This is a genomic window from Luteibacter sp. HAY1-4A (genome assembly GCF_056755355.1).
On sequence record NZ_JBNDHZ010000011.1, the window covers coordinates 41,751 to 57,166 of the forward strand.

Annotated in this window: 15 protein-coding genes; 14 read left to right on the plus strand and 1 reads right to left on the minus strand. The window is 66.3% G+C overall.

The features are described from left to right. The first annotated feature begins 16 nt into the window (after nt 1–16). The 4 genes from ispG to ACPYOD_RS05450 all read left to right on the plus strand — a co-directional run bounded on the left by ispG (nt 17) and on the right by ACPYOD_RS05450 (nt 2,999). On the plus strand, nt 17–1,276 hold the full coding sequence (gene ispG / locus ACPYOD_RS05435; RefSeq protein WP_481300708.1) for a flavodoxin-dependent (E)-4-hydroxy-3-methylbut-2-enyl-diphosphate synthase: 1,260 nt from the start codon (nt 17–19) through the stop codon (nt 1,274–1,276). Nucleotides 1,277–1,351: 75 nt separating this feature from the next. Next, nucleotides 1,352–2,182 (plus strand): aldo/keto reductase, encoded by an 831-nt coding sequence (locus ACPYOD_RS05440; RefSeq protein ID WP_481300709.1) that lies wholly within the window; start codon nt 1,352–1,354, stop codon nt 2,180–2,182. A gap of 79 nt (nt 2,183–2,261) precedes the next feature. Beyond that, nucleotides 2,262–2,615 (plus strand): hypothetical protein, encoded by a 354-nt coding sequence (locus ACPYOD_RS05445; RefSeq protein ID WP_481300710.1) that lies wholly within the window; start codon nt 2,262–2,264, stop codon nt 2,613–2,615. A gap of 69 nt (nt 2,616–2,684) precedes the next feature. Next, nucleotides 2,685–2,999 (plus strand): hypothetical protein, encoded by a 315-nt coding sequence (locus ACPYOD_RS05450; protein WP_481300711.1) that lies wholly within the window; start codon nt 2,685–2,687, stop codon nt 2,997–2,999. 36 nt (nt 3,000–3,035) lie between these two features. On the opposite strand, the gene ACPYOD_RS05455 is transcribed toward ACPYOD_RS05450, so the two are convergent. Then, on the minus strand, nt 3,036–3,746 hold the full coding sequence (locus ACPYOD_RS05455) for a YdcF family protein (RefSeq protein ID WP_481300712.1): 711 nt from the start codon (nt 3,744–3,746) through the stop codon (nt 3,036–3,038). Nucleotides 3,747–3,903: 157 nt separating this feature from the next. On the opposite strand from ACPYOD_RS05455, the gene ACPYOD_RS05460 reads away from it, so the two are divergent. The 10 genes from ACPYOD_RS05460 (at nt 3,904) to ACPYOD_RS05505 (ending at nt 15,352) form a co-directional block, all read left to right on the plus strand. Then, nucleotides 3,904–4,527 carry an XrtA/PEP-CTERM system exopolysaccharide export protein gene (locus ACPYOD_RS05460; RefSeq protein ID WP_481300713.1) on the plus strand — a complete coding sequence of 208 codons (624 nt, stop codon included), beginning with the start codon at nt 3,904–3,906 and terminating at the stop codon, nt 4,525–4,527. A 36-nt stretch (nt 4,528–4,563) separates the two neighbouring features. Beyond that, nucleotides 4,564–6,096, plus strand: a complete 1,533-nt coding sequence (locus ACPYOD_RS05465; RefSeq protein ID WP_481300714.1) for an XrtA system polysaccharide chain length determinant — start codon at nt 4,564–4,566, stop codon at nt 6,094–6,096. 2 nt (nt 6,097–6,098) lie between these two features. Beyond that, entirely contained in the window at nt 6,099–6,863 is a 765-nt protein-coding gene (locus ACPYOD_RS05470) for a CpsD/CapB family tyrosine-protein kinase (protein WP_481300715.1), read from the plus strand. 41 nt (nt 6,864–6,904) lie between these two features. Further along, on the plus strand, nt 6,905–8,275 hold the full coding sequence (locus tag ACPYOD_RS05475; protein WP_481300716.1) for an outer membrane beta-barrel protein: 1,371 nt from the start codon (nt 6,905–6,907) through the stop codon (nt 8,273–8,275). Between the two features lie 2 nt (nt 8,276–8,277). Continuing rightward, nucleotides 8,278–9,054, plus strand: coding sequence for a serine aminopeptidase domain-containing protein (locus tag ACPYOD_RS05480; RefSeq protein ID WP_481300717.1), 777 nt, complete (start codon nt 8,278–8,280; stop codon nt 9,052–9,054). Next, nucleotides 9,051–9,884, plus strand: coding sequence for a dienelactone hydrolase family protein (locus tag ACPYOD_RS05485; RefSeq protein ID WP_481300718.1), 834 nt, complete (start codon nt 9,051–9,053; stop codon nt 9,882–9,884). Before ACPYOD_RS05480 ends, ACPYOD_RS05485 begins: the two co-directional genes overlap by 4 nt. Continuing rightward, on the plus strand, nt 9,881–10,885 hold the full coding sequence (gene galE / locus ACPYOD_RS05490; protein WP_481300719.1) for a UDP-glucose 4-epimerase GalE: 1,005 nt from the start codon (nt 9,881–9,883) through the stop codon (nt 10,883–10,885). The genes ACPYOD_RS05485 and galE overlap by 4 nt, the downstream gene beginning before the upstream one ends. Nucleotides 10,886–11,145: 260 nt before the next feature. Then, a complete protein-coding gene (locus tag ACPYOD_RS05495) occupies nt 11,146–12,678 on the plus strand; it encodes an AGE family epimerase/isomerase (RefSeq protein WP_481300720.1) in 1,533 nt (510 codons plus the stop codon). Further along, nucleotides 12,675–14,222 (plus strand): oligosaccharide flippase family protein, encoded by a 1,548-nt coding sequence (locus tag ACPYOD_RS05500; RefSeq protein WP_481300721.1) that lies wholly within the window; start codon nt 12,675–12,677, stop codon nt 14,220–14,222. Before ACPYOD_RS05495 ends, ACPYOD_RS05500 begins: the two co-directional genes overlap by 4 nt. Further along, nucleotides 14,219–15,352, plus strand: coding sequence for a GNAT family N-acetyltransferase (locus ACPYOD_RS05505; protein WP_481300722.1), 1,134 nt, complete (start codon nt 14,219–14,221; stop codon nt 15,350–15,352). The genes ACPYOD_RS05500 and ACPYOD_RS05505 overlap by 4 nt, the downstream gene beginning before the upstream one ends. Nucleotides 15,353–15,416 lie beyond the last annotated feature (64 nt).

Below are 15,416 nucleotides of genomic sequence, written 5' to 3' on the forward strand. Positions count from 1 at the left end.
CGGTAAAATCCTCGCTATGACCGAAGACCTCTCCAGCCGCCCGCGCCCCGCGGAAGCCGGCGCACGCCGCCCCAGCACGGGCGTCCTGATCGACCGCGTCCAGGTGGGCGGCGGCGCGCCCATCGTGGTGCAGTCGATGACCAACACGGACACGGAAGATCCGGCCTCCACCGCGAAGCAGGTGGCCGAACTGGCCCGTGCCGGCTCCGAGATGGTGCGCATCACGGTCAACACGCCCGCGGCCGCCGCCGCGGTGCCGCGCATCCGCGAGCGGCTCGACATGATGGGGGTGTCGGTGCCCCTCATCGGCGACTTCCACTACAACGGCCATCAGCTGCTCGAAGGCGAGCCGGCGTGCGCGGAGGCGCTGGCCAAGTACCGCATCAACCCCGGCAACGTGGGCTTCGGCAAGAAGAAGGATGCCCAGTTCGCTTCGATCATCGAGATGGCGATCCGCTACGACAAGCCGGTGCGCATCGGTGCCAATTGGGGTTCGCTCGACCAGTCCATGGTCGCCGCGCTGATGGACGAGAACGCGGGCAGGGCGAACCCTTGGGACGCCAGTCACGTCGCCCGCGAGGCGCTGATCCGCTCGGCGCTCGATTCAGCGGCCCGCGCCGAGGACCTCGGGTTGCCACGCAACCGCATTATTTTGTCCTGCAAGGTCTCGGGCGTGCAGGAACTCATCGCCGTGTATCGCGACCTTGCCCGGCGTGCCGACTACGCGCTGCACCTGGGGCTGACCGAGGCAGGCATGGGCTCCAAGGGGATCACCGCATCCAGCGCCGCGCTCGGCGTGCTGCTGCAGGAGGGCATCGGCGACACCATCCGTATTTCGCTCACGCCCGAACCGGGGCAATCGCGCACCACGGAAGTGATCGTCGCGCAGGAACTCCTGCAGACCATGGGCCTGCGTGCCTTCACGCCCCTTGTCACGGCCTGCCCGGGCTGCGGCCGCACCACCAGCGAGTTCTTCCAGGAACTGGCGAAAACCGTGCAGGGCCACGTGCGCGAGAAGATGCCGCTGTGGCGCGTGAAATACGACGGTGTCGAGAACCTCACCCTCGCCGTCATGGGTTGCGTGGTGAACGGGCCGGGCGAATCGCGCCACGCCAACATCGGCATTTCGCTGCCGGGCAACGGCGAGGCGCCGTCGGCGCCGGTGTTCATCGACGGCGAAAAGGCCATGACGCTGCGCGGCGACCGTATCGCGGAAGAATTCGTCGCCATTCTCGACAATTACGTGGAAACCCGTTACGCCGCGCGCGGCGACTGACCAGCCGGCTACCCATCACATTAAGCATGCGCTGCCATGGCGACTATCGGGGGTGGCCCAGACCCGGAGATCCCCATGGCAGTGAAGGTTCCGCTCATCACCCTCAACGATGGCCACACCGCTCCGCAGCTCGGCTTCGGTGTGTTCCAGATTCCCGACGCCGAAACCGCCGAGGCGGTCGCCCATGCCTTGGCTGCGGGATACCGATCCATCGATACGGCATCGATCTACGGCAACGAACGCGGCGTGCGGCAGGGCATGGAACGCTCGGGCGTGGCGCGGGGCGACATCTTCCTCACCACCAAGCTTTGGAACGCGCACCAGGGATTCGACGAGACGCTTCGTGCCTTCGACGACAGCATGGAGCGCCTTGGCACCGACTACCTCGACATGTACCTGATCCACTGGCCAACGCCGAAGAAGAATCGTTATCTCGATACCTGGAAGGCATTCATTCGCTTGCGCGAGGAAGGCCGCATCCGCTCCATCGGCGTCTCCAATTTCCAGCCGGAACACCTCGATCGCATCATCGGCGAAACGGGTGTCGTGCCGGTGGTGAACCAGATCGAGCTGCATCCGGATTTCGCCCAGCGCGACCTTGTCGCCGCCCATGCGAAGCACGGCATCGTGACGGAGGCGTGGAGTCCGCTCGGGCAGGGCGGCAAGCTGCTGAAGGATCCGGTCCTCGTCCGCATCGGCAAGCAGTACGGCAAATCGCCTGCGCAGGTCGTGCTGCGATGGCACGTGCAGTCCGGGCACATGGTGATCCCGAAATCGGCGACGCCCGAACGCATCGTTTCCAACATCGACGTGTTCGATTTCGAACTGTCGGCAGAGGATATGCAGGCCATCGACGGGCTGGACGCCGGCAACCGCATGGGCCCGCACCCGGACGAACTGAATTGACCCGGCAGATGCCTTCTTCACACGGCGGGCGGTAGCGTCGGTTCCAAAGCGCCGCCGTCGCGCCGCAACCGGAGCCATCATGCGTCCGTCCATCTTCGCCATCGTCCTGGTCCTGGCCGCTGTGCCTTGTGCCGCAGCGCAGGTCACCCCGAGCCGGCCACAGGCCGCCGACCCTGCGAATAAGCCGTTGCCGCTGCCGGCGCCGCCGTCATCGGTCCGGAGCAACCCGGCTGCGGCACCGGTGAACCCGGCGTCGGATGCGGGCGCCACCGAGCGCGGGCTCGCGCCCGTGGAACCCGGCCGGCCCGGTGTCACAAATCGCGTACAGGACGCCAACGACCAGAGCCGGGACGCGCAGGGCCACCTCGTCGACCCGCATGGCAAACCGGTGGGCCAGAAGCCCGCTTCGCCGGCACCGGCGACGACACGCTGAGGGCGCGGCGCGGGCAGGTCGCATGTATTTGCTACCATCGCCCGGATGCAGTCCCTTGCGGGGGTGAGGATGAAACGAGCGATCGCCGTGGCCGTCCTGGTGGCCGGACTCGCGGGGTGTCAGGGCATGGCGGCGAAGATCGCCCGGCTGAACGTGGGCACGCCCCGCGACGAAGTGATCGACCGGCTGGGCCGTCCCGACTCCGACCGAACCATCGTCGGATACGAAGTGCTCAGCTGGCTCGACCGCCGGCCGGGCCGCTTCTCCTTCTCGCACAAGGATTACACGGTCGTCCTGAAGGACGATAAGGTCGTGCAGTTCGGTCCGGGGCTGATCCGGCGCGACGGGAAGACGTCGCTGCAGATCGAGACCGACGACCCGTAACTCAGGGCGCGGTCGGCAACGCGATCTTTTGCGCCGCTAGATCCAGCCGCGCAGGTGATAGACCCAAAGGGCTATCCGCTCGCGCAGGCACTGCGCCGTGAGGCTCAGGGCATCGCGGCGAGGCAGCCAGGCGGGCGCACCGAGCAACGCACGGTAAGCATCGTCGGTGGGCTCGGGCGATACCTTGATGCCGAACTTCCGGAACGATGCCGCCGCCCGCCGCATATGCATGGCGGAGGTCACCAGCAGTATGTCCGACGCTGCGCCGGCGGCCAGGATGGCGGCTGAATTCCGCGCGTTTTCATGCGTGTTCCGGCTTTGCGTTTCCACGCGGATGTCGCGTACCGGCACACCCGCGGCGGCGTAGCCTTCCGCCAACGTGCGTGCCTGGTCGCTGCCGGATACCACGAGCAGTGGCGCGTATCCACCACGCCATAGGGCCAGGCCCTTGCCAGCGCGCGTCTCCACGCGCGACCAGGCCACGCGCGGAAGCGTTTCGCCCCCAAGCACGACGATGGCATCCGCATGGACGGGCTCCGTCTCGCCAGTGACCGCCAGTGTGTTCCGCAGCGTGAGCGCGAGGGCGGGCGTGGAGGCCATCCACAGCCAGGCCACCGCCAGCACGCCAGCGCACACCGCCAAGCCGGCCCGTCGACGAAACACCAGGGCGAGCGACAGCGCGCCCAGCAGCAGCGATTGCACCGCCGGATGCGTGAGCCTTTCCGCCATGTCGAGCAACTCGGTCAAACGCGTGCCTCGAGCGCCCCGGAACGAGTGTCCAGCATGGCGCAAAGCGCACCCGGACGCCGTCGGTCGAATGGCATAGGCGGGCTGTTGGAATGGACGCCGAAGGATATTGAAATGACGATACCGCTCGACGAAGTCACAGGGGCGGGTGTTCATCATGAAGGTCTGGAATCGCGTTGCCACACTCGCCGCCACGCTGCTGTTGGGCGCATGCGCCACCGGCGGAAGCACGTCGCCGCCACCGAAGGCCGCGGCGGAAAGCCAGGCGGTGAACGCCTATCTGATCGGTGTGGACGACCAGCTCCAGGTCACGGTCTGGCACAACCCCGACCTCAGCGTCAGCGTGCCGGTACGACCCGATGGAAAGATCACGGTGCCGCTCGTCGGCGATGTTCCCGCGGGTGGGCGTACCACCGAACAGGTAGGCGCCGAGATCCAGCAGAAGCTCGCGCAATACATCCGTGACCCGCAGGTGGCGGTGATCCTCACCGCGCTGCGCAGCCACGAATACCTGTCGCGCGTTCGCGTCACGGGCGCCGTGCGCAGTCCCATCTCCATTCCTTACCGGCAGGGCATGACGGTGCTCGACGCGGTGCTTGCCGCCGGCGGCACGACCGAATTCGCCGCACCGGACCGCACCGAACTCTATCGCCGCGACGGTGGCGGCACCACGCAGTCCTATGCGGTGCGGCTGGAAAAGATCCTCCAGCAGGGCGACCTGGCGAACAACTATCCGGTGCAGCCCGGTGACGTGATCACCGTTCCGCAGCGTGCATTCTGACCGACTCCGCCGCAGGCGGACGCAAGGGGTAATTCGATGAGCGGCGAACTCGTTCCTTTCTCGGGCATCCTGCCCGCACTCGTGGGCGAAGCACGCAGGCGGCGTATCGCGATGGGCGTGATGTTCGCGGCGATCGCACTCGCGGCGCTGGCGGTCGGTACGGTGTGGCCCAAGAAATACGAAGCATCCACGACGATCCTTGCCCAGGAAGCGAGCATCATCACGCCCCTGATGGAAGGCGCGGCGGCAGCCACGGGCAACAAGAACCGCGCAGGCATTGCACGCGACGTGATATTCAGCCGCAAGGTGCTCGACGAAGTGCTGAAGACGGGCGGCTGGCTGGCGGGCAACCCCTCGCCGCTGGAGCGCGACAAGATCGTCGAGGGCATCAAGGCGCGGACGAAGATCGCCAACAACCGCGACAATCTCATCACGATCAGCTACTTCGATTCCGATCCCAAGCGCGCCTTCGAGGTCACCCGCGCGTTCGGCCAGCTGTTCATCAGCGAGAGCCTCGCCTCCAAGCAGCGCGAGAGCCGCGAAGCGTACGAGTTCATCAACAGCCAGGTCGAGGCCTACCGCACGAAGCTCACCGACGCGGAAGACAAGCTCAAGGCGTATCGCGACGCCAATGCCGATGCCCGGCCCGGAAGCGAAACCGACACCAACGCGCGCATCGGCCAGTTGCGCACGCAGATCGAAAACAACCGCATGGACTACATGCAAAAGCAGTCCCAGGCCGGGGTGCTCTCGTCGCAACTCAGTGGCGAATCCGAGGTCAACGCGGTGCAGACAGTAGGGGGCATCTACCAGACGCAGCTTGCCGACCTGCAAGGCCAGCTGGACACCCTGCGCCTTACCTACACCGATGAATACCCGGACGTGGTCCGCCTGCGCCACCAGATCGAGGACCTGCGCAAGCAGGCGCAGGCTGCCAGCGCGCAGCGCGTGATGGGTGGCGCCATGCCGCTGGACCACGCCGTGACCATGAATCCCGTCTACCAGCAGATGCGCCTTCAGCTTGCCGCCATTCGCAGCGATGCCGCCGCCAGTGCCGCCCGTGTATCGGCCAGCGAGGCGATGCTGCAGGCGGAACTGGAGCGCAGCAAGCGCATCGCCAATTCGGAGAACGTCACGGCTGAGCTTACTCGTGACTACACCGTCAACCGCGATGTCTACCAGGATCTTCTGAAGCGCCGCGAGAACGCCCGCGTGTCGATGAACCTCGACGCCGAGCAGCGCGGCCTGACCTTCCTCGTGCAGAACCCCGCCGTCATGCCGCTGGTGCCCACCGGCCTGCGCTTCATGCACTTCGGCCTGGCCGGTCTCGCATTGTCGCTGGCCGTACCGTTCGGGCTGCTCTTCGCCGTGGCCCGTTTCGATCCACGCGTGCGCTCCGTGGCGCAGCTGGAGCGCGCCACGGGTTTCCCGATCCTGGCGAGCGTTCCGTTCTATCCCACGCCGCGCGACCGGCGCCGCGAGCACCTGCAGAACACGATGCTCGCCATGATCGTCGCGGGCGTCGGAGCGGTCTACCTCCTGGTGTTCTGGCTGAGGATCAAGGGTTGACGATGAACAAGATGGCCGCTGACAACATCGAACTGGGCGACGTGGTCGCCACCCGCCACGGCGAGCAAGCGACGCCGGGCCATTCCATCGCCAGGATGCGCGAGGAGGGCAGCACGCTGGCCCCGATTGACTGCGAACGGAAGCGGCTCATCCACCGCGAGGAATCCGTCCGCCAGCAATCCGACGCTTTCCGCGGCATCCGCACGCGGTTGCTCGAGATGGCCGGCGAGAGCAATTTCGTCACGCTGGTGGTCGCGGTCAGCCCGCGCTCCGGCGGCAGCTTCGTGGCACGCAACCTTGCAACCGCATTCGCTTTCGATGAGTCGAAGACCAGCCTGCTGATCGATTGCAATCTCCGCTACCCGAACCAGCACAAGGCCTTCGGCGTGGAACCGCGAACCGGGGGCCTGATCGATTTCCTCGAACATCCGTCGCGGGGTATCGCGTCGATCATGTATCCCACCGGCGTGCCGCGTCTTCGTCTCATTCCGTCGGGCCGGTCGCGCGAGAACAGCAGCGAGTATTTCTCGTCGTTCCGCATGCGTGCGGTGCTCGATTCGCTGCGCTGCCGTTACTCCGACCGCTACCTGTTCCTCGACGGCCCACCGGTCAAGGGCTCGCCGGATGCGCGCATCCTCTCGGACCTTGCTGATTTCGTCGTGCTGGTGGCCGGCTACGGGCGCGATACGCCCGCCTCGATCAACCAGGCCGTCGCCAATTTCGACCCCGCGAAACTCGCCGGGGTGGTGTTCAACCAGTCGCCTTGAGCGCGCGGCTCCCTGGGAACCGGGGGCACAGGGGAGGGATCATGTCGTCGTCGTCCAGGCTTGCCTGTGCCATCGTAGTCGGACTCGCGACGGCACCCTCGATGGTGCTGGCCGGCACGCTCAACTACACGCTTTACGCCGGTATCGAGCGCAGCAACAACATCGCGCTGTCGTCGGACAACCCGGTCAGCGAGAACGTGCTGACGCCGGGCAGCACATTCCAGTTCACGCAGATGGGTTCGACCTTCCAGGCCAACGTGGCGGGCACCGTCGAATACCGCAAATACCTGCAGAACCACTTCGACTCCCAGTTGCAGACGCAGCTGGCGGGGCAGGGCAACTGGACGATCATGCAGGACCGCCTCGACTTCTCGGTCGAGGACTATGCGGGCGTGCAGCCCGTGGATCAGCTGGCCAGCGATTCGCCCGACAACCAGCAGCAGACGAACGTGCTGGTGATGGGCCCGACCTTGCGCATGCGCTTCGGGCAGTCCGCGCGCGGCCAGTTCGAACTGCGCTATATCAACAGCTACGCATCGAAAGTGGACGACTTCGACTCGTCGCGAGGCCTCGCGGCCTTTCGTGTCTTCCGGGACTTGAGCCCCACCGACACGATTTCCGGCAACGTCGAGTTCCAGCGCGTGAACTTCGACAACCAGAACCAGGACACCAACGCGGACTACGACCGTAAGGAAGCCTTCGTGCGCTACACCAGCACGCTGGCGCATTTCGATGCGGACGTACTGGTGGGCGGCAGCCGGCTGGAATTCGATAACGGCCGCACCAACTCCGCACCGCTGGTGCGGCTGCGCCTTGGTTGGGAGCCCACGCTGCGCAATTCCATCACCGTGTCCGGTGCCTACCAGTACGCCGATGCGGCGCAGGACATCATCACCACGCCCGGCGCTTTCGGGGCGGGCATCGCAGCGGTGGGCACCGAGCCGATCGATCCGTTCGCCGGCACCGGCGGCCTGGGCAGCGGCACGGTCGGCGCGGGCATCGGTACCGGAAGCGTCGTCATCGGGTCGCAGGTCTACAAAGAGCGCCGCTTCGACGCCACGTGGAACTGGCGCAGCGAGCGGCTCACTGTCACCGTGGCGCCTGCGTACAGCAAGCTTCGTTACGTTGAGGATCCCACCTTCGACCAGAACGATCGCGGCCTCACCGTCGGTATCGGTTATCGCATCCGTCCGACGCTCACGCTGAGCGGATTCGCCACGGCGGACAAACTGAACTACGAAACGGTGGACCGCAAGGACACCACCGTGCGGTTCGGCCTGAACCTCACCCGGCAATGGAACCGCCATTGGAGCGGACAGTTCTCGGTCGCACGGGAAAAGCGCACGAGCAACGCCGCGGGCCAGGACTACCGGGCAACGAGCTTCTTCGTCGGCGTGGTGTATCGGAGATGAGCATGCGGCCCGACGCCGAACTTCCTTTTTTCTTCGGTCCCGGCGGCAGCCTTTTCGGGATGTACCACGCGCCACAATTGCCGGCGCGCCGGGCCGTGCTGATGTGCGCGCCGCTCGGACAGGACCTGATCCGCTGCCATCGGATCTATCGGCAACTGGCCCAAGCTCTGGCGAGTCAGGGGCTGGCCGTGCTGCGCTTCGATTACCACGGCACCGGCGATTCGGCGGGTGCCACGGCCGCGGTCGATTGGGAGCGTTGCGTTGCCGATACCGTCGAGGCTGCGTCTGAACTGCGAGCGCGTGCGCGTGCGGACCGCATCGTGGCCTTCGGTGCCCGCCTGGGCGCGACTGTCGCCATGTGCGCCGCCGAGGGTGCCCGTTTCGGCGAAGTGATCGCGTGGGATCCCGTTCTGGACGGGGGCGACTACGTGTCGGCACTCGACGCGATGCAGGCCGCCCTGCGCGAGGACGCGGACCGCTTCACACGGCCGCGCAGTCACGCCGACGTGGCCGAGCAATGGCTAGGCTTCGACATCGGCGACCGCTTGCGCCATCAGTTGAACGCACTGCGCATCGGTTCGGCGACCGTGCCGACGATGGTGCTCGACTCCCTCGGCGAGAAGGGGTCTTCCGCATGGGAAGGGATCGCCACCCCGCGTGGCAAGGTCGCCAGCATCGCCCCGCCCACGCCGTGGAACGACCTGCGCCGCCTGGAGACCGCCATCCTTTCCCAACCGGTGATCCAGGCCGTGCGCGGCCGCTTGCAGGAGACGGCATGATGCGCGAGGAAGCCCATCGCTTCGGCCGAGGCCGTCACCTCGTCGGCATCGCCGGCGTGCCGGAGGAATCGACCGGCGAGACCGGAGTGATCGTGCTGAATGCGGGGCTCGTCCATCGCATCGGCCCCTTCCGCCTGCACGTGGAACTGACGCGGCAATTGAACGAGGCCGGTTATCCGACTTTGCGCTTCGATCTTTCGACGCTGGGCGACAGCACCGCTACGGGCGGTGGCCAGACGCGCGCGCAGCAGGTCTGTGCCGACCTGGACGATGCGATGAACCTGCTGAAGGAGCGCGCGGGCTGCGACCGCTTTGTACTGGTAGGACTCTGCTCCGGTGCGCAGAACGCGCACATCGTGGCCGCGACCGATCCGCGCGTTTCCGGCGCTGTGTTCCTCGACGGCTACGCCTACCGCACGCTCGGATACAAGCTGCGCCATTACCTTCCGCGCCTGGTCGATCCCGGCCGTTGGGCGCGGTTGCTGCTGCGCAGGCCTGGTGCCGGAGCAGAGCGCGCCGCATCGGAGCCCGTATTCGCCGTGGCGGCCGCGCCGCGGGAAGAGGTGATCGCGGATTTCACCGGCATGGTGGAGCGCGGCATGAAGCTCTACCTCGTCTACTCAGGCGGGATCAGCAACTACTTCAACCATGTGCGGCAGTTTCGCGAATGCTTTGGTCGCGTCATGGACCATCCGGCCGTGACCACCCGGTACGTCGCCGAAACCGACCACACCTACATCCTCACCGGCGACCGCGCCCGCCTGCTCGACGGCATCGGCGGCTGGCTCGTCCGCAATTTTCCACCGGCCACCGCCGGGAGGCTCGCATGACTTCGGTACTCGTCACGGGTGGCGCCGGTTACATCGGCAGCCACACGGTGCAACAACTGGTCGAGCGCGGCGACCGCGTGGTGGTGATCGACAATCTCTCCACGGGTTTCCGGGAAGCGGTGCGGGGCGCGGCGTTCGTCGAGGGCAACGTCGGCGATATCGACCTGGTGTCGCGTGTACTGGAAGCCCACCGGGTGGATGCCGTGATGCACTTCGCGGCCCACACGGTGGTGCCGGAATCGGTGAGCGACCCGTTGAAGTACTACGGGAACAACACCTGCAACACGCGTAACCTCCTCGCCTGCTGTGCGGCGGCGGGAATCGACAAGTTCATCTTCTCGTCCACCGCGGCGGTCTATGGCACAACCGAGGCGGGAGTGGCGGACGAGGACACACCCACGTGTCCGATCAACCCGTATGGCACGTCCAAGCTGATGTCCGAAACGATGCTGCGCGACTGGTGCGCGACAGGCGCGATGCGCCACGTGATCCTTCGCTATTTCAACGTCGCCGGCTGCGATCCGTCCGGGCGTATCGGCCATTCGACGCCGCACGCGACGCTGCTGATCAAGGTGGCCTGCGAGCATGCGGTGGGCAAGCGTGCTTCCATCGCCATCTACGGCACGGACTACGACACGCCGGATGGCACGGGTGTGCGCGACTTCATTCACGTGGAAGACCTTGCTGCCGCCCATCTGCGCGCGCTGGACCACCTGCGGAAAGGTGGCGAATCGCTTACCCTCAACTGCGGCTACGGACACGGCTATAGCGTGCGCGAAGTGGTGGAGGCTGTAGCGCAGGCGGCCGGTCATCGCCTCAATGTCGTGGAGCTGCCGCGCCGGCCTGGTGACATTCCCAAGCTGATCGCCCGCAGCGACCGTCTTCGCGATGTGCTCGGCTGGCGGCCGTCCTATGACGACCTGGACGTTATCGTCCGCACCGCGTTGTCCTGGGAGCGTCATCTCGTGAACACCCGCCTCCCGGCCGTGTCGGTGGCATGAACTCGCACTTTCCAGCCCGTGTCCGTAAACGCAGAAAGTTGCTGCGCGATGTGGAAACCTCCTTTCGTTCCGATTCGCCGATGCTCGTTCGCCACATCCTCATCGTCCCGGGTTGCCTCCTCGCCTTGGCTCTCGCCACCTTCCCGACAAAAGGCAGCGCCGCCGTGGCTGCTGTGGGAGCCGCTTCAGCGGCGATTCCCCAGCCGATCGCCGGGTTCCCCCAGGTCCCAGACTCCCGTTCCGCCCGCAAAGTGGAAGTCATGCGCCCGGCCGCCGGCAAAGGCGACAGCCTCGCCGTGACGATCGGCATCCCACTCCCGCCCGGACTGCTGCGCGACACATCGCACGTGCGCCTGCTCGACGCACACGGCGACGAGGTGGCCGTGGCCGTGAAGCCCATGCTGACGTGGCACTTCCGCGACGACAGCCTTCGTGCCGTACGCGTGCAATTCCATGGCGCGCCGGGAACTTACTACTTCGCATTCGATGCACCGCGCACCAAGAACACCGCGGGCTGGCCTTTTGGCGAAGGACTCGTCGACGGCAAGCCCGTGGCGATCGCGTCCCTCACACCCGAATGGCTCACGTCATCGCTCATCGCCGGACCCCAATCCGTGGCTTCGCGCAACGAGCCCTATGCCCGCTACGTGGATGCCCAATTCCGCTGGGCGCAGGCCATGCCGACGAACGACACGACCGCCTGGCTTTTCGACAGGCCGTCGACCTTGTTCAAGGCCTATGTACGCACGGGCCGCGCAGACTACCTCGAGGCCGCGGAAGCCAGCTATCGCTGGTACATGGCCGGCATCAAGCGCGATGGGATTCCCGTGAGCCCATCGTGCGGCGGCGGCTGGCTGCCCGATGGCAAGCCATGCGACGTCAAGTATGTGTACATCGAACCGATCCTGCTCGCCGTCGCGCTGACCGGTGACGATTCGATGCACGACGGCGCCACGGTGGAAAAAATGGCGGACCTCTGGAACACCGGGGGCTGGAATGCGTCGCCGGGTCCGTACCGGCATCCCAAGGACTATTTCACCGAACGGCTTGCAGGACTGGGTCTGGTCGAGACGGTGGCCGCATACGAACTCACCGGCGACGAACGCTATCGCCAGCGCATCGACGCGCGGGTGGGCTGGCTCTACGAGCACCAGCGCCATAACCCCGACGGGCTCGGGGACGACGGCTCGTGGCGCAACAGCTGGAACGTGCACGAGAACGACCCCGGCGGAAAGGACGACGTGCGCGGCGCGTCGCCGTGGATGAGCGAGAACATCGTCGACGGCCTGTGGCACGCGTGGCTGGTCACGGCGGACGCGCGCATCCCCGGCATGGTCGCCGACTTCGGCCAGTACCTTGAACGCCATGGATGGATCGATGCTGAGCTTCTTGCGCCTCCGCACGACTGGCGCAACGATTGTTCCGGCCCGGGCGGGCAGATCGCCTGGTACTGGTCCTCGTCGCAGGCGAAAGCGCCTGCGTTGATGAAGATCCAGGAATCGGAAGGCTGGTACAGCGACGGACACACCGTGGAACTGGGCCTGCCTGTGGCCGCGGCATGGTACTTCGAGCGGGATCCGGCGCGGGCGGCGGCCCTGAAGAAGCGCTTCGCGGTCCTGGCGTCGTCGTACAACCCTGCATGCGCCGCCATCGCCGATACCCTTCGCCGCTTCAACTGGAACAACCGTGGTGCCGGCGTCGCGCAATGGATGATGGCGCAGCCGTCGGGTGCAGGCCTGGCCGTCGTTCCTGCGAAGGCAGGAACCCAGCGCCTCGGGAGCGCCTCGCCATGAACCGCCGCCTCGCCGTCCTGCGCAGCGTCGGCATCGTCACGGTGTCCACGTACATCGAATACGCGCTCGGCCTTTTGATGAGTGTGTGGATCGCCCGCTCGCTCGGCCCCTCCGATTTCGGCCGCTACGCCTTCACGGTCTGGCTCTGCGGCTGGCTCATCGTCTGTTCCAACCACGCGCTGACCACGTCTTCGACGAAGTTCATCGCCGAGGCCGACGGCATGGGCGATCCGGAGCTCGCCTCGCATCTCGCGGCCCGCTTCTCGCGTATACAGACGATCAGTTCCGCCGTCGTCATCGGCCTGTTCGTCATGGTCGGCTGGCTGTTCCGTCCCACGGAATGGAACGACTCGCTGTTGCCGATCATGGGACTGGTGGTCGTGGCCGTCGTCGCGAAGGCCAACTACGCCATGCTCGTCGCCGTCGGCAAAGGGCAGGAACGCTTCGAACCGGAAGCGATCGCCACCGTGATCGGCGGCATCGTGGGCATGCTGCTCGTGCTCGCGGCCATGGTCTTGCATGCCGATCTCGTCTCGTTCGTCGCCTTGTTCGCCGTCGCGTGCCTGCTGCTCAACCTCATCAACCGCATTGCGTACCGGCGTTGCTGCCGGCCGTATGCAAGCGGGCCGATTCCGCCCACCGTGGCCGTGCGTGTGAACCGGCACCTGCGTCTCACCGCGGCGCTGGTCCTCATGAGTTCGTTCCGGGCCGGCACCATCGAGGTTTTCCTGCTCACGACCTTCACCGGATCGGTGGCGGTCGGTTATTTCGCGATCGCGGGTACGCTCACGCGCGGTGCCGTGCAGCTGTTCTCGGTCGGGCTCACTTCCACCTTGTTGCCGTACATGGCGAAAACCTATGGAGAGAGCGGCACCGCGCGCGCCGCCCGCTTCCTTTCCGAGGCCACGAGGTTCTACTGGGCGGTGGGCATCGCCATTGCGGGGCTGGGACTGGTGACGACGCCGGAGATCGTGCGGCTCATGTACGGCACCCGTTATGTCGACGCCATCCCGGCGATCGAGGCGACGCTTGTGCTCGGCGGGCTGCTGCTGATCGGCAACGGCATCGCGGCGTTCCAGACGGTGGTCGACCGGCAGGACGACCGTATCCGCATCGCCGTCGTGGCGCTTGTCGCCAATGCCGTGCTCGGTATATCGCTGGTGCCGACCCTCGGCCTTGCCGGCGCGGTGCTCACCTATGCCGGTACCCGCATCGTCGAAATGGCGCTCGCCATCCATTACCTGCGCAAGGCCACCAGCGGCGGCCTGCCGGTCGCCGCCATGTCGCGGCTGTTCGCGGTGGGACTCGTCGCCACGCTGGCCGCATGGGCGGTCACCGAGGCGACACCGTCGCGCCTCGGGTTCCTCGTCGGCGCGGCGGTGTTCGTGTCCGTATACGTACCGGGGAGCGCGCTGGTGCGCTACTGGTCAGGCGACGACTTCCAACTCATGACCGGCATCGGCCGCAGGCTCGGACCGCCGGGGCGAGTGCTGGTCCGCATCCTCGAATTCATCCATCCGCCCGTGGCCAAGGCCGCCCCATGACCTACGTCTGTTCCACGCTCCCTACGCTTGAGGCGTTGCACGCCATGCGCGACGAACTCGCTCAGGTGGCCGGGCTTCCCGGTGCCGCAAGCGGTGTCGTGCAGCATCCGGACTGGGTCGCCTTCGAAGTGGAAAGCCGGCGGGACGGCACCGTTCCGCACGTTGTCGTCGTTCGCGACGGACATGGGCAGGTGGCAGGGTACCTGCCGCTGCTGGCGATCGACCATACGGCACGTCTCGACGTGGCGGGGCGGCGAGTGAAGCTCTATCGCGGTGCGGCGCTTCGGCTGCTAGGCAGCGGCGTGGTCGCGGGCGAGGTGGAACGCGCCGCCGTGGAACTGGCGGCAACCAGGCAACTGGCCGGCGACATGGACATCCGCGTCGTTCGCATCCAGGAAACGGACGTTCCGAACCGGTTCGCTTCCGCCCTCGCGGGCCACGGCGGGTTCCGCGTCGTATCCGCAAACCTGCTCGACCAGGTGCACTGGTCGATCGATCCGCAGTCGTCGTCGGAAGCATGGCTGGCGGCCATGGATAAGAAGAAGCGAGCGGACCAGGTGCAGCGGGTGGGGCGCGCCTATCGCAAGCTGGGTGGCGACGCGGCCTTGCACGTATTCGACCGTGGCGAGGACATGCCCCGGTACTGCCAGCTGATGAATATCGTTTATGCGCGTACCTGGCATCACGACGAATTGCCCATCGACTGGGAGGCACCGGAACGGATCGCCTTGTTCAGGCGCCTCGCGGATGCGGGGCACCTCGTGGGCCACGTCGTGTTGCGTGAGGGCAGGCCGCTGGCGTACGTGCACGGCTATCGCATCGGAGGCACCTACCTGGTCGACGATCTCGGCTACGACGAGGACGTGGCGAGGGTGGGCATCGGATCGGTCGCGGTATTCCAGGCGGTGAGGGGACTGCTCGACCGTTTTCCCGGCGAGCGGATCAGCTTCGGCTACGGCGACAACCAATACAAGCGTCTGCTGTCGACGCGAGCCGACCCCTGCGGATCGCTCTACGTGGTGCGGCCCACGCGTGCAACGGCGGGGTTTCGTATGTACGCGCCGGTCCGTTGGATCTACCGCGGCCTGCACCGTGTGCGTTCCGACCTGCGCGCGCGGAAAGAAGGCTAATCGGGCAACGAACTCCCTCGGCCGGAGGGTATAGACGCCCGTGTTATGTGCATGTGCCGCCCAC